Below are 14919 nucleotides of genomic sequence, written 5' to 3'. Positions count from 1 at the left end.
ATGTAGCATATTGTTAATAAAAAAATAAGGATTTCGTTATGGATAGCATGCTACAGGTTTTTATTATTTGTATACTGCTGGGTTCTATTGTGGGCTTTTTAGCTGGTTTGCTTGGTATTGGCGGCGGACTGGTTATTGTACCTGCATTATTATATATCCTTCCGTCTGTTGGCATTAGTGTTGCTCAACTCACTCATGTAGCTATTGCGACGTCATTGGCTTCGATTATTTTAACCTCGATGTCATCAGCTACAGCGCACCACAAGCGTGGAAATGTCCCCTGGGAGTTGTTTAAACCCATTATGCCTGGAATTGTCGTAGGGTCATTAGCGTCAGCATTTGTGTCAGAACAAATATCATCAGAAAACTTACAACAAACCTTTGCTATTTTTGTGGTGTTAATGGCCATACAAATGGCGTTTCCGTTAAAAGTGAAAACCGGTGACGATATGCCTAAGTTTGTGGTGTTGTTTACGGTTTCTGTTTTGATCGCGTTAATTGCTGGTCTGATGGGAATTGGCGGCGGGGTATTGTTGGTGCCATTTTTAAGTTATTGCGGTTTACAAATGCGTCAAGCTGTTGGGTTTTCGTCGGTAACCGGAATGTTTATTGCCATATCTGGCACCATTGGTTATGTGATTGCGGGCTTTGATGCACCTGACTTACCGCCGGGAGCATTTGGCTTTATTTATTTACCAGCCTTAGGTGGGATAATCGTTAGCTCGATATTGTGTGCTCCGCTTGGGGTAAAAGCTGCGAGCACATGGCCTACACCGGTATTGCGAAAAATATTTGCCTGTTTATTGGTGGTAGTGGGCTTAAAACTGTTATTAAGTTAACTCGAATAAGTTAACTCGAATTTCTACGTTGTTGCTAAACCTGCTCGTCTTAGCCCAACGATTTATCCATTATATAGCCAAATAAAAACGCCCGTCTTAGTTAATAATCAGGGCGTTTACTTTAAGACTATCTATACCGCAAATGGATATTGAATGGCATCATGGTGTTGATAACCTTCAACACTAAAATCATCTAATGTGACCCAAGTTTCAATGTCTTTTAAGCTCTTTATCTCTGGGTTGATGATTAACTTAGGTGGATCAAATGGTTCACGGGTTAATTGAATATCACGCATGGGTGCCAGTTGATCTTCATAAATATGCGCATTAACGATTTTATGGTAAGCCTTACCGGGCTTGTGACCGGTTATTTGAGCCATTAATGCTAACAGTACATACACTTGCACCATATTAAAGTTTAACCCTAAAGGCACATCACAGCTGCGTTGAGTGCTGTTTAGGTATAAGGTGTCACCTAGGAGCGAGAAATGATGCTCATACATACAAGGACGTAAACAACCAAGATCGAATGCGCCAGGATGGTAAAAGGTTAATATTTCTCCACGGTTATCAATACCATTGCTCAAATCCTCTACAATTTGTTTAAGCAGATCGACATGGCCGCCACTGGGTTTAGGAAAAGCGCGTCCAAGGGCACCGTATATTAAACCCATATCGTCATGACCTTTGCGATTTGGATTATTCAACCATGCTTGGTTGTCGTTAGCGTTGGCGTCCCATGTTTTGGTGCCAAGCGCTCTAAAATCAGCTGCATTTTGGTAGCCGCGTAAATAACCTAGAATTTCTGCTATGGCAGATTTCCAAAAACTTTTTCGGGTGGTAACAAGTGGGAATTGATTGTTGCCAACATCATAAGTTAAATCGGCATTGATGACTGTGAGACACTTTTTGTTGGTGCGGGCATTATTCACCCATTGACCTTCGTCGACGATGCGTTTACAGAGATCTAAATACTGTTTCATTTATTTCAATTCCTTTTTTTGCTTAATCTGATTATACCTAATCAATGCGTTCAAATCTGTAAACTAGAAATGTTTAATTGTGAGGTGTGTCTCCTTAAAAACTATCGATAACTCGGAAATACCGAGTTTAAGGTAAGAAACAATCGATTATTATTGTTTGAATGGATGCGTTAGAGTCAATCTATTGTTCATTTAGGAGTGTTATATGGAACGTGCAATTAGAAACTTTTTAAGCCAAGAGTCTGCCGGCGGTATTTTGTTAATGGTCGCGGTGGCCTTGGCAATGATATTGGCAAATTCGCCTTTAGCGGATTTGTATCAGGGCTTCTTGAGTACAGGAGTTCAATTGCGTGTCGGCGAATTGGATATCAATAAACCATTATTGTTATGGATTAATGATGGATTAATGGCGTTATTCTTTTTATTGATTGGACTAGAAGTTAAACGTGAGTTGTTAGAGGGCGCACTGTCGAGTGTGGCTAAAGCTTCTTTACCAACTTTTGCGGCGATTGGTGGGATGGTATTCCCAGCGCTATTTTACTTAACATTTAATTATTCTAACCCAGAAACTCAAGTGGGTTGGGCTATCCCTGCAGCAACAGATATCGCGTTTGCTTTGGGTATTATGGCATTACTGGGCAATCGAGTACCTGTGGCGTTAAAGGTATTTTTATTGGCCTTGGCAATTATTGATGACTTAGGTGTTATTGTGATTATTGCGCTGTTTTACAGCACTGATTTATCAATGACCAGTTTGATTATTGCTGCAGTGTCTATTGTGTTGATGGTGGCGCTGAATCGAAAAGGGGTAACCTCTATAACGCCCTATGCCTTAGTTGGATTTATGTTGTGGGTCGCGGTATTAAAGTCTGGTGTTCATGCTACCTTAGCAGGTGTCATCATTGCATTTTGTATCCCGTTACGAGCGAAAGATGGCACATCACCATCAGGACATTTAGAACACCAGTTACATCCGTGGAGTACGTTTTTAATTCTTCCGGTATTCGCATTTGCTAACGCAGGTTTGTCATTGACCAATATGACACTCGAATCGTTCGCAGAACCCATTACATTGGGTATTATGATGGGGTTAATATTAGGTAAACCCATTGGGGTATTGTTGTTCAGTTACGTTGCAGTAAAACTGAAGTTAGCTGAGTTACCACCGGGCATAGGGTGGAAACATATTATGCCTGTCGCGGTGATGTGTGGTATCGGTTTTACCATGTCGGTGTTTATTTCGTCATTAGCATTTGAACATTCGCCTGCAGAGTATGGTGATTATGCAAGGTTAGGTATTTTAACAGGTTCGTTATTTGCAGCACTGATTGGTTATTTTTGGTTAGCCAAAGTACTGCCTAATTCAGGAGGAAGCCATGAAACTAATTAAATTAACCCTAGGATTATTGCTAAGTGTTTTCGTTATTCCAGCGTCGGCAAATTCGTTTGATGTTTGTTTAACATCATCTGAGTCTGCGACCTGCCAAAGTTATCTTGAAGGTGTGGTTGATGGCGCAATGATGTATCGTGACAATCAGGCTAAAAAGCGCATCGATCCAAATAATTATGAATCGCGTGCACTTAAATATCGTGCTGGTAAGCGTTATCAAATCGCCAATATTAATTATTGTTCTAGCCATATATTGGTTAAGTCAGAGGTGGTATCGGCACTCACGGAGCAAGTGGCGTTGAAAAATGTGAGTAACAGTGATGAGTTAGAAAGCGTCATTACGACAATATTGGATTGCCCGCGCCCCAAATAACCATCAAGTTATCAAAACGCAGCCTTCTGGCTGCGTTTTTTTTGCCAGTATTTTAGCTGGGTTCGGTGAGTTATTTGCTATAGTAGATTAATAATTTCTTTAGGTTTCTGAATGATATGCAGCATTTGAATTATAACCACCTGTATTATTTTTGGATGGTACAAAAAAAAGGCTCAGTGACCAAAGCCGCCGAAGCATTATGCCTTGCACCGCAAACGATTACAGGGCAAATACGTGCCTTAGAAGAACGTTTAAAAGGGAGCTTGTTTAAACGTGTTGGACGCAATTTAGAAGCCACAGAGCTGGGCGAATTGGTGTTCCGTTATGCTGATAAAATGTTTAGCTTGGGCTATGAAATGCTCGACTTACTCAATTATCAAAAAAATAACTCTTTGTTGTTTGAGGTGGGGATTGCGGATGCGTTATCGAAAGCACTCGTGAGCCGAGTATTATTAACGGTGCTCCCAAGTGATGGCTCGGTGCACTTGGCTTGTTATGAATCTACACATGAAAGCCTAATTGAGCGCTTAAGAGAGCATAAATTAGATATGATTTTATCTGATTGTGCCGGTGGTTCATTAAAGTTTCCTGAGATTTTGTCGAAAAAACTCGGTGAATGTGGCATCAGTTTCTTTGCCGCGCAGCCTTCAACGTTGCCATTTCCGGCATGTTTAGAGGAACATAAGTTACTTATTCCGGGTAAACGTACTTCACTTGGTCAGCAGTTGCATCGCTGGTTTGCTGAAAAAAATCTCAATGTTAATATTTTAGGTGAGTTTGATGACGCCGAAATGATGAAAGCTTTTGGTTATTTTAACCGGGGCATTTTTGTCGCACCGTCTATTTATCGTCATGATATACTGTCGCAAGGAATGGTTTTACTTGGTGAAACAACCGATATAAAAGAAGAATATCATGTTATGTTTGCCGAACGAATGATTCAACATCCGTCGGTTAAATCGTTACTGGCGACTGATTTTGATGACTTGTTTGCGGGTAAAGATCGTCAAGTACAAGATTTTGAACACCGTATAAACTAATACCTATCGGGATCTTCTTTAGCCATTTTTACGCTCTAGGCTGTGAATATGATTGGTATTTTTCTGTTATAGACATCAGGAGATTTGTGTTGGAATTAATGAATATTGCTCGTGTACGCTGGGCATGCCGTCGCGGAATGTTAGAGTTAGATGTTTTGTTTCAACCCTTTGTTGAAGCGCACTATGAAGCATTAGCTGATGCTGACAAGCAAACCTTTATTCGCTTGTTAGAGTGCGAAGATCCAGAGCTATTTGCTTGGTTTATGGGTCATGAACAATGCCCAGATCCACAGCTTGCTACTATGGTTGTTAAAGTCCGTGGTCGCGCCGAACCTTAAGCCTGTTCAAGTCTCTGATTTTTCTCCCCGCACTCATCTCTATCAATTTGGGTTGAGTGCGTCGTTTTTGTCCCGCTTAGCCCTCGTGTGTTTTTTTGCCGTGATACTGTGCAGTTTTCTTGCTTGGCCAAATTTGGCATCATCATTGGCTTTTTATGCTCAATTGCTCCTCATCTTTTTGACCCTATGCCTATTGGTTTATTGTTGGCGAAAATTAACCCGTTGGCAGTGTATTTTTAGTCTTGATAAACATGGCTTTGCCCAGATTGTTGAACCGTCATCGCAAATCTATCTTGTCGATTTTTGCCGTCGGGCCTTGGTAAATCCTTTATTTTGTATAATGTTTTTACAAGATATGCATTCGGGAGAGCGGCGAGTACTGTGGGTTTGGCATGATATGTTAACCGACACCGAATATCGCACTCTGTGTCGGTTATTATTACAACTTAAGGTTGCTTAGCGTCCTGGTTGTAAAATGGTTGGTTTGGGGTTGTCAATTTGCTCAGGGTAGTCGATGTTATAATGAAGCCCCCGGCTTTCTTTGCGATCCATCGCACAGCGAATGATCAACTCAGCCACCTGGACTAAATTGCGCAACTCTAATAAGTTATTGCTTACACGGAAGTTTGAGTAATACTCTTCAATTTCTTGTTGCAGCATTAAGCAGCGACGTAATGCGCGCTCTAAACGTTTATCCGTTCGTACAATGCCAACATAATCCCACATAAATAAGCGCAACTCGTGCCAGTTATGGGCAATAACGACTTCTTCATCTGAGTTACTCACTTTACTTTCATCCCATGCCGGTAATGTGCAAGGGGTGGTAACCTTATGCAGTTGACTCTCAATGTCGTGTGAAGCAGCGCGCGCAAACACTAAGCATTCTAATAATGAGTTACTGGCTAAGCGGTTGGCACCGTGCAAACCTGTGTACGCTACTTCACCAATCGCGTACAAACCGTTGATGTCAGTTTGACCATGTAAATCGGTCATCACGCCACCGCAAGTGTAGTGTGCCGCAGGTACCGCAGGGATCGGATCTTTAGTCATATCGATACCTAACTCAAGGCATCGCTGATAAATGGTTGGAAAATGCTTAATAATGAACTCGGCAGGCTTGTGGCTAATGTCTAAATAAACACAATCTGCACCTAAACGTTTCATTTCATAATCGATAGCGCGGGCCACAATATCGCGTGGTGCTAGTTCTGCACGTTCATCAAAGTCAGGCATAAACCTGCTACCATCAGGGCGACGTAAATAAGCGCCTTCACCACGTAATGCCTCTGTGAGGAGAAAGTTTCTGGCATTTGGGTGGAATAAACACGTTGGATGAAACTGGTTAAACTCCATGTTGGCAACACGGCATCCTGCACGCCAAGCCATGGCAATTCCATCACCACTGGCAATATCTGGGTTTGAAGTATATTGATATACTTTTGAGCTGCCGCCAGTTGCTAAAGCGACAAATTTTGCTTTGACTGTTTCGACATGTTCTTCATCTCTATTCCAAACATAAGCACCTAGCACTCGGTTGCCGGGTCGGTTTAATTTTCGCGTAGTGATTAAATCAATGGCGTTATAACGTTCTAAAACGGTGATGTTGGGATGGGCTAATGCGCATTCTTGCAAAGTGGTCTGTACAGCTTTACCTGTAGCATCGGCAGAATGTAAAATACGACGATGACTGTGGCCTCCTTCACGTGTGAGGTGATAAGGCATTGAAGCAGAGCTATCAGCAGTGTTATTTTCTTCTTTATCAAATGCGACGCCGCAATTAATGAGCCATTGCATGGCACTTTTTGCGTTTTCTGCTGTGTAAGTCACAACTGATTTGTCGCATAATCCTGCGCCAGCAATCAGTGTGTCATTGACATGGGACTCAATCGTATCGCCTTCATCAAACACAGATGCGATTCCGCCTTGTGCATATAAGGTCGAACCTTCTGATAAAGGCCCTTTAGAAAGAAGAATTACTTTTGATTTTTCAGCTAAATGTAATGCTAAAGTCAGTCCTGCAGCACCGCTGCCGATGACCAAAATGTCAGATTGGTGTTCAACTGCTTGTTTCATCAGGTATCATGGTATAGCCAAATGGTTTGATCATAGTAAATCAAATCATCTTAACTGGGTACTTTTACAGCGAGCTTTATTGAGGTTTTAACGAGATATTTTATTTTTATCTCAAATTAATTAACTTTTTTTAATTCAACATCGAACTTTTTTCATATCAGTGAGTCTACTTATATGAACAGGATTCGAGCGACTGAGAAATCAGTATTACAGATTTAGGAGTAGTCGGCTCGGATGAGTGGACAATATAGTGATCAACAATTAGTTGAGCGAGTACAGCAAGGCGATAAAAACGCATTTAACCTGTTAGTGCTGAAGTATCAAAATAAAGTGATGAGTTTAATTTCTCGTTATATTCGCAACCAAGCGGATGTGCAAGATGTAACACAAGAAGCCTTTATTAAAGCTTATAGAGCGTTAGCAAATTTTCGTGGTGAGAGTGCGTTTTATACTTGGTTGTACCGCATTGCGGTAAACACCGCAAAAAACCATCTGACTTCACAAGGGCGCAGAGCACCTGCAAACGATGTGGATGTTGAAGATGCAGAATATTACGAAGGTAGTGATGCACTAAAAGAGTTTGCATCACCTGAGCGTTTATTAATGAAAGATCAAATGAGTAAAGTGATCTTTGATACGCTCGATACATTGCCTGAAGAATTAAAAATGGCAATATCGCTTAGAGAACTAGACGGTATGAGTTACGAAGATATTGCCAATATTATGGATTGTCCGGTCGGGACCGTAAGATCACGTATCTTCCGAGCTCGTGAAGCAATCGACAAACAGCTCCAGCCTTTGCTGGAAAAGTAACTGCCTTAACGCTAAATAGGTGAATAATGCTTAAATCAAGTCAAGAGTGGGTATCTGCAGCAGTTGATGGTGAAGCCGATGATAAAACATTAGCACAACTCTCTGCTGACGTTGATTCACATGAACAATGGCAACGTTATCACATGATTGGTGATACGATGCGCGGCGAACTGCCTGAAGCCATTGACTTAGATCTTTCTGCTAATATCATGGCAGCAATTGACCTTGAACCAACAATTATTATGCCTAAAGCTCAGCAAGCAGAGCCTGCGGAACATGTTGCTCCAGCAGCTAAAACCAGTAATGTTGTGCCATTTTTCAAACAGTTTGGTCAATATGCTATTGCTGCTACTGTGGCTATGGTTGCGATTGTGGGTGTGCAGTCTTACAATCAAACAAATGATGCGGAGTCACCACTACCGGTTTTAACCACACGTCCTCTCGTGGGTACAGTGTCTCCTGTAAGTTATCAAACAGGTACGGCGCAAAATCAGCAGAACTACTCAAACGATCAAGTAATTGAGCAGCGTCGTCGTATTAATGCTTATATTCAGGACCATATGTTGCAACAACGCTTGAATCCTGGAGTCGTTATCGACGACAATAGCAATCAAGATGCTGCGGTTAATCCATAATCTGCAGCAATACCTTGGCTTATCAATTTAGGAGTTAGCTTGCGCCTTATCCTGCTAGCACTGTTAGTTTTAACCTTTTCTACACACGCTGAAGAAGATTTATCTGCAAAAGCTTGGCTTAAAAACATGAGTCAAGCTTTGCGAGATAAGCAATTCAAAGTTTCTATCATACAACTCCAAGCCGATCACATTCGTCCGCTGGTGTATATCCATGGCATTGTCGATAACCAAGAAATTGCGTTGCTTGAATACCTTAATGGTCCACCTAAAAACGCCATTCGTGTTGGTAGTCGTGTTACCTTTATCGAACATGATCAGCCCGCCTATAGTGTCAGTGCTCCGCGTATACAAGGGGTGTGGCCTGCGGCTTTAGCGGGTGATATTAGCCTATTGGAGCAAGGCTATCAGTTTGTTATAGGTGGCCGTAGCCGAATTGCTGGACGCCCTGGGCAAATGATCCGCTTACTGGCAAAAGATGAAAATCGCTACGACGCGCAAGTTTGGGTCGATATGGAGACATATTTACCGCTGAGGTTTGATACTTTAAATCAAGAAAAGCAACTGCTTGAGCAAACAATGGTGGTTGAGCTTTTTGAATTGTCTGAACCCGCTAATATTTTAATTGAAGCCGCTAAGCAAGATTGGCCAGCAATCATCAATCAAGCTGAGCGTACTGACGGTAAAAATTGGCAGTTTACTTGGTTACCACAAGGATTTGATATTGTTGTTCGTGACCATCATAGATTGATTGGTATTCATGAGCCCGTTGAATATATTGCCTTAACCGACGGGTTAGCGAATATTTCAGTTTATGTTGCCCGCTCGGGTGATAACCCTATGCCTAACGAATTACTGACCCGTAACGGCCTATCAATGGTTGTGGTTAAAGTGGGGGCGCTTGAAGTGGTTGCTATTGGCAAAGTACCATCTGAAACACTAGAGCGAATAGCCAATAGTTTGGTTTTAAAATAGCCTACCTAAAAGGTTAAAGCATGATGGTGACCATGATGTTTTAACCGATTATTTCTTTTTATGCTTCCTTTCTGCTTGTCTCACAGATACCGACCTAGGGTACTCTAAAGGCGCTACGGTGTGATTTCACTTTGTGCTAGTATTGAACAATCTTAAGCTATAGGTCTAAATATGAGCCAATCAACAGTTTCACAATCATCAATGATGGAAGAAATTGCCCGTGTGGTTGATTATCAACAAGGCTGGGCCACTGTCGAAGTAGAATTAAAAAGCGCTTGTAATCATTGCGCAAGTAGTGAAAACTGCGGAACCTCAACCATTGCCAAGGCATTTTCAGTAAAAACTCAACGCTTTTCATTGCCGGCTGATAAACCTTGTCAGCAAGGTGATTTACTTAAAGTCGGCTTACCTGAAAGCGTGATTATTAAAGCGGCAGCATTAGTGTATTTATTGCCGTTGTTTGGTTTGTTTATGTTTGCGATATTTGGCCATATTCTTGCGGTAGGGTTAGATATGAATACCAATACATCAGCAATGGTGTTTGCGGTGATCGGTGCTTCAATTGCGTGGATTATTGGCAAACGCTTAGCCGCAAAATTAGAAGCTCAAGCGTCGCCAGTGATCATCGCCTATTTAGGTCAAGAAGTGGGTGTTATTAGTGCTCGCAATGGTTAAATCAGCCATGACTTAGACTAGTTAACCATAAAATCCTGCTTTATCAGATCCCCATTCGTACTATAATTACCCTTATAAACATAGCATTTTAACCCTTCTTAGGAGCAAAATAGAGACTATTACTGAATCTGATTGGTATTGCCCCCCTAATCAGGTACAATTTGCCACCTTAATTTTAATCAAATTTAGTAGTAGTCATTGCAGCATAATGAAACACATTAGAAACTTCTCGATTATTGCCCATATCGACCATGGTAAATCAACTTTATCCGATCGCCTGATCCAGGTATGTGGCGGCTTAACTGACCGTGAAATGGCTGCACAGGTTTTAGATTCAATGGATCTAGAACGTGAGCGTGGCATTACGATTAAAGCCCAAAGTGTTACCCTTGATTACCATGCAAAAGATGGTAATACCTACCAATTAAACTTTATTGACACTCCAGGTCACGTTGACTTCTCTTATGAAGTATCGCGTTCGCTTGCTGCCTGTGAAGGTGCATTATTAGTTGTTGATGCGGGTCAAGGTGTTGAAGCGCAAACATTAGCAAACTGCTATACCGCACTAGATATGAATCTAGATGTTGTGCCAGTCCTTAACAAAATCGACTTACCTCAAGCTGAGCCTGAACGTGTAGCCGCAGAAATTGAAGACATTGTAGGTATTGATGCCAAGGATGCCGTGCGTTGTTCAGCTAAAACCGGTATTGGTGTTGATCTCGTCTTAGAAGAAATTATCGCTAAGATCCCACCTCCAGAAGGTGATGAAAACGCCCCGTTACAAGCCTTGATTATCGACTCATGGTTTGATGCTTATTTAGGTGTTGTGTCGTTAGTGCGCATTAAGCACGGCGTATTAAAGAAAGGCGACAAGTTTAAAGTGATGTCAACCGGTCAAAACTACAATGCTGACCGTGTAGGTATTTTCACGCCTAAACAGCAAGATGAACCAGAGCTACGTGCTGGTGAAGTGGGTTATGTGATTTCGGGCATTAAAGAAATCCATGGCGCACCTGTAGGTGACACCTTAACCCATGCTAAAAATGGTGCTGAAAAACCGTTACCAGGTTTCCAAAAGGTCACGCCGCAGGTTTATGCTGGTGTATTCCCTATTTCTACTGACGAGTACGAAAACTTCCGCGATGCACTAAACAAATTAAGTTTGAACGATGCATCACTGTTTTTTGAACCAGAGACATCAAGCGCACTTGGTTTTGGTTTCCGTATTGGTTACTTGGGCTTACTCCACATGGAGATTGTTCAAGAGCGTTTAGAGCGCGAATATAATCTTGATTTAATCACCACAGCTCCTACCGTAGTCTATGAAGTCGTAATGACCAATGGTGATATCGTTTATGTTGATAATCCATCGGATTTACCAGCACTGAATAATATTGAAGAACTGCGTGAGCCAATCGTTGAAGCCAACATCTTAGTACCTAAAGAATACCTAGGTAATGTGATCACACTTTGTGTTGAAAAGCGTGGTTCGCAAACTAATATGGTGTATCACGGTAACCAAGTGGCTGTAACATACCACTTGCCAATGGCTGAAGTGGTTATGGACTTTTTTGACCGTCTAAAATCGACCAGTCGAGGTTATGCGTCACTTGAATATAACTTTATTCGTTTCGACACTGCAGACATGGTGCGTTTAGACATTTTGATCAACGGCGATCGTGTTGATGCGTTAGCGATGATTATTCACCGCTCTAACATTCGTCATCGTGGTTTAGCGCTTGTTGAAAAAATGAAAGAATTAATTCCGCGCCAAATGTTTGATATTGCGATTCAGGCCGCTGTCGGTAGCCAGATTATTGCTCGCTCAACCATTAAAGCATTACGTAAAGACGTTACCGCCAAATGTTATGGTGGTGATGTTTCGCGTAAGAAGAAACTGCTAAATAAGCAGAAAGAAGGTAAAAAGCGCATGAAGCAAGTCGGTAACGTTGAAGTGCCACAAGAGGCATTTTTAGCGGTACTTAAACTAAACGATTAATAATAATTAATTGATTTAGTTTTCTTAATAACGCCGCGTATTGCGGCGTTATCGTTATTTTTATTATATATTTTGTAACACTCAACAGGGTGAATGTTTGCAAGTGAATCACCATACTGGATTGAGTTACCTTGGGTACTTAGCCCGAGCAATGCAAACACCAACATCCTGCAGGAGATAAATCAGTAATGGCAGCCTATTTTTCACTTATTTTAGTGCTCGTAACCTTAGGTAGTGGTCTTATCTGGTTGGTTGACGTGATCTTTTTTGCGCCTAAACGCCGTGAGAAACTCGAATTAGCTCAAGCTAATGCGAGTGAGCTAAGCGAAGAAGCCATCGACAAAATTGTCCGTGAACCCATTTTAGTCGAAACAGCCCATTCTATTTTTCCCGTGATCGCGTTTGTGATGATATTGCGTTCGTTTATTTACGAGCCATTTCAGATCCCCTCAGGCTCAATGATGCCAACATTGTTAGTGGGCGATTTTATTTTGGTTGAGAAATTCAGCTATGGTTTACGTGACCCAGTATGGCGAAGTAAATTAGTTGAAACCGGAGAGCCAGAGCGCGGAGATATATTTGTATTCAAATACCCTGAAAACCCAAAAATTGACTACATTAAGCGGGTTGTCGGTCTTCCAGGTGACAAAATTATATATCGTAACAAGCAGTTAATGATTCAAGAAGCGTGTGATACGGGTAAGGATTGCGCCGCGCCCAAACTGATTGAACACACAGAGCTTAATCGCGGTGAATTTAGCCAAAATGGCGTGCCATTGATCCGTTTAAATGAGCAATTAGGTGAGGTTAATCATGATATTTTAATTAACCCGTCACGCCCTGATTTTAGACAACATTTTTATCCTCAACCAGGCATGCAAGCCGGTGAGTTCTTGGTTCCCAAAGGCATGTATTTTGCTATGGGCGATAACCGTGATAATAGTACCGACAGCCGTTTTTGGGGCTTTGTGCCTGAAGAAAACCTCGTAGGTAAGGCGGTGGCTATTTGGATTAGTTTTGAGTTTGAACGCACCCCTGATGATTGGTTACCTACTTGGGTCCCTACCGGTGTGCGTTTTGAAAGAGCAGGTGGAATACATTGATGGAACCCATAAAAAACTTGCCGCGCTTATGCCGCACTTTAGGATATGAGTTTAATAACATCGAGTTGTTGGCGCAGGCGTTAACACATCGTAGCGCAGCCAATAAACATAATGAACGTTTGGAGTTTTTAGGTGATTCGATTTTATCGATAGTCATTTCAGATGCATTATATCACCAGTTCCCTAAAGCGACTGAAGGCGACTTAAGCCGCATGCGCGCCACCTTAGTCAAAGGTGACACGCTCACTTTAATTGCAAAAGAGTTTAAACTGGGTGATTACTTATATTTAGGCCCTGGTGAGTTAAAAAGTGGTGGATTTAGACGTGAATCCATTTTAGCTGATGCCGTAGAGGCCATCATTGGTGCCATATACCTTGATGCCGATCTTGAAGTATGCCGTAAATTATTACTGACTTGGTATGCTGAACGTTTAGCTAAAATAAAACCTGGGATAAATCAAAAAGATCCTAAAACGATTTTACAAGAACACCTCCAAGGCTTTAAAAAACCGTTACCAGACTACCAAGTCGTGGCCGTTGAAGGTGAAGCGCATGATCAAACTTTTACGGTTGAATGTAAAATTACTGAATTAAATGAGGTTGTCACTGGTGTGGCAAGTTCTAGAAGAAAAGCTGAACAGCTTGCTGCTGCTCAGGTATTGGAGTTACTGAATAAATGACAAAAAAAACAGACTTGCCAGCGGGTACTGAACAAGAACCTAGCTTAGATGAACTGCTGGCAAGGATGAACCAAGCAGCGCCAACTGCCGCCGCACAATATGATGTTACTTATTGTGGCATGGTAGCGATTGTCGGTCGGCCAAATGTGGGTAAATCGACACTTTTGAACAAGTTGCTTGGTCAAAAAGTCAGTATCACCTCCAAAAAACCGCAAACGACACGTCATCGTATTATGGGGATCCATACTGATGGTCCTAAGCAAATTGTGTTTATTGATACTCCCGGTTTACACATTGAAGAAAAACGTGCCATTAATCGCTTAATGAACCGCGCAGCGGCAAGTTCGTTAGCTGATGTTGCCATGGTTATCTTTGTGGTTGACGGCATGACGTGGACCGCTGACGATGAGATGGTATTGAAAAAGCTTCAACACCGTAATGACGATCGTAAAATTGTCTTAGCCATCAACAAAGTTGATAACATTAAAGATAAAGAAGCCTTGTTCCCATATTTAACGGAGTTAGCGCAAAAGTTTGACTTTGACGAAATATTACCGATATCAGCAAGCAAAGGCACTAACGTTCAGCGCATTTTGGATATGGCTCGCGAGTCGCTACCTGAAGCCCCGTTCTACTTCCCTGAAGACTATGTGACTGATCGTTCGCAGCGTTTTATGGCGTCTGAAATTGTCCGAGAAAAGCTCATGCGTTTCCTTGGTGACGAACTGCCTTATGATGCGACGGTTGAGATTGAGCAGTTTAAAATGATGGACAATGGTGTTTATCAAATTAACGCACTGATCTTAGTTGAGCGTGAAGGGCAAAAGCGTATGGTGATTGGTAATAAGGGCGAGCGTATTCGCACGATTGCAACTCAATCACGTCTTGATATGGAAACCTTATTTGATAATAAAGTGTTTCTTGAAGTCTGGGTAAAAGTGAAGTCTGGCTGGGCTGATGATGAGCGCGCCTTAAGAAGCTTAGGTTATGGCGAAGACTAAGTCGC

General features: G+C 41.8%; 16 protein-coding genes. 14 read left to right on the top strand and 2 right to left on the bottom strand.

Annotation, left to right across the window (positions count from 1 at the left end; all coding sequences use genetic code 11):
* Positions 1-38: 38 nt before the first annotated feature.
* Positions 39-839 (top strand): sulfite exporter TauE/SafE family protein, encoded by an 801-nt coding sequence (locus PQR79_RS10060; protein WP_238102618.1) that lies wholly within the window; start codon positions 39-41, stop codon positions 837-839.
* 131 nt (positions 840-970) lie between these two features.
* Here the strand turns inward: PQR79_RS10060 and PQR79_RS10055 are convergent, their stop codons facing one another.
* Positions 971-1822: a thymidylate synthase gene (locus PQR79_RS10055; protein WP_238102619.1), complete on the bottom strand. Its 852-nt coding sequence runs from the start codon at positions 1820-1822 to the stop codon at positions 971-973.
* 205 nt (positions 1823-2027) lie between these two features.
* Here PQR79_RS10055 and nhaA point away from each other — a divergent pair, with 205 nt between their 5' ends.
* From nhaA to PQR79_RS20290, 5 genes are all read left to right on the top strand, one after another.
* Positions 2028-3212 (top strand): Na+/H+ antiporter NhaA, encoded by a 1185-nt coding sequence (gene nhaA / locus PQR79_RS10050; protein ID WP_238102620.1) that lies wholly within the window; start codon positions 2028-2030, stop codon positions 3210-3212.
* Complete coding sequence (locus tag PQR79_RS10045) at positions 3199-3585, top strand: hypothetical protein (RefSeq protein WP_238102621.1); 387 nt, start codon at positions 3199-3201, stop codon at positions 3583-3585. Before nhaA ends, PQR79_RS10045 begins: the two co-directional genes overlap by 14 nt.
* A gap of 116 nt (positions 3586-3701) precedes the next feature.
* Positions 3702-4625: a transcriptional activator NhaR gene (gene nhaR, locus PQR79_RS10040; protein WP_238102622.1), complete on the top strand. Its 924-nt coding sequence runs from the start codon at positions 3702-3704 to the stop codon at positions 4623-4625.
* Between the two features lie 89 nt (positions 4626-4714).
* Positions 4715-4963 carry an FAD assembly factor SdhE gene (locus PQR79_RS10035; RefSeq protein ID WP_238102623.1) on the top strand — a complete coding sequence of 83 codons (249 nt, stop codon included), beginning with the start codon at positions 4715-4717 and terminating at the stop codon, positions 4961-4963.
* Positions 4896-5423 carry a protein YgfX gene (locus tag PQR79_RS20290; protein ID WP_368389129.1) on the top strand — a complete coding sequence of 176 codons (528 nt, stop codon included), beginning with the start codon at positions 4896-4898 and terminating at the stop codon, positions 5421-5423. Before PQR79_RS10035 ends, PQR79_RS20290 begins: the two co-directional genes overlap by 68 nt.
* Here PQR79_RS20290 and nadB read toward each other — a convergent pair.
* Positions 5420-7036 carry an L-aspartate oxidase gene (nadB, locus tag PQR79_RS10030; RefSeq protein WP_238102624.1) on the bottom strand — a complete coding sequence of 539 codons (1617 nt, stop codon included), beginning with the start codon at positions 7034-7036 and terminating at the stop codon, positions 5420-5422. The two genes, PQR79_RS20290 and nadB, sit on opposite strands and share 4 nt — an antisense overlap.
* A gap of 234 nt (positions 7037-7270) precedes the next feature.
* Between nadB and rpoE the strand changes: the two genes are divergently transcribed.
* The 8 genes from rpoE to era all read left to right on the top strand — a co-directional run bounded on the left by rpoE (position 7271) and on the right by era (position 14914).
* Positions 7271-7849, top strand: a complete 579-nt coding sequence (gene rpoE, locus PQR79_RS10025) for an RNA polymerase sigma factor RpoE (protein ID WP_160053050.1) — start codon at positions 7271-7273, stop codon at positions 7847-7849.
* Positions 7850-7875: 26 nt separating this feature from the next.
* A complete protein-coding gene (locus PQR79_RS10020) occupies positions 7876-8484 on the top strand; it encodes a sigma-E factor negative regulatory protein (protein WP_238102625.1) in 609 nt (202 codons plus the stop codon).
* 39 nt (positions 8485-8523) lie between these two features.
* Positions 8524-9456: a MucB/RseB C-terminal domain-containing protein gene (locus tag PQR79_RS10015; protein WP_238102626.1), complete on the top strand. Its 933-nt coding sequence runs from the start codon at positions 8524-8526 to the stop codon at positions 9454-9456.
* A 201-nt stretch (positions 9457-9657) separates the two neighbouring features.
* The gene (locus PQR79_RS10010; protein WP_238102968.1) at positions 9658-10131 is read left to right on the top strand and encodes a SoxR reducing system RseC family protein; all 474 of its coding nucleotides are present in this window, start codon (positions 9658-9660) and stop codon (positions 10129-10131) included.
* Between the two features lie 208 nt (positions 10132-10339).
* Positions 10340-12130: a translation elongation factor 4 gene (lepA, locus tag PQR79_RS10005; protein ID WP_238102627.1), complete on the top strand. Its 1791-nt coding sequence runs from the start codon at positions 10340-10342 to the stop codon at positions 12128-12130.
* 188 nt (positions 12131-12318) lie between these two features.
* Positions 12319-13233, top strand: a complete 915-nt coding sequence (gene lepB, locus PQR79_RS10000; RefSeq protein WP_238102628.1) for a signal peptidase I — start codon at positions 12319-12321, stop codon at positions 13231-13233.
* Positions 13233-13913 carry a ribonuclease III gene (gene rnc, locus PQR79_RS09995; RefSeq protein ID WP_238102629.1) on the top strand — a complete coding sequence of 227 codons (681 nt, stop codon included), beginning with the start codon at positions 13233-13235 and terminating at the stop codon, positions 13911-13913. The genes lepB and rnc overlap by 1 nt, the downstream gene beginning before the upstream one ends.
* Positions 13910-14914 carry a GTPase Era gene (era, locus tag PQR79_RS09990; RefSeq protein ID WP_238102630.1) on the top strand — a complete coding sequence of 335 codons (1005 nt, stop codon included), beginning with the start codon at positions 13910-13912 and terminating at the stop codon, positions 14912-14914. Before rnc ends, era begins: the two co-directional genes overlap by 4 nt.
* The last annotated feature ends 5 nt before the right edge of the window (positions 14915-14919 follow it).

This window comes from Shewanella metallivivens, assembly GCF_028750675.1.
GTDB lineage: Bacteria > Pseudomonadota > Gammaproteobacteria > Enterobacterales > Shewanellaceae > Shewanella > Shewanella metallivivens.
Note: the sequence above shows the minus strand (reverse complement) of the source record. Positions and strands in the feature narration are given on the sequence as shown.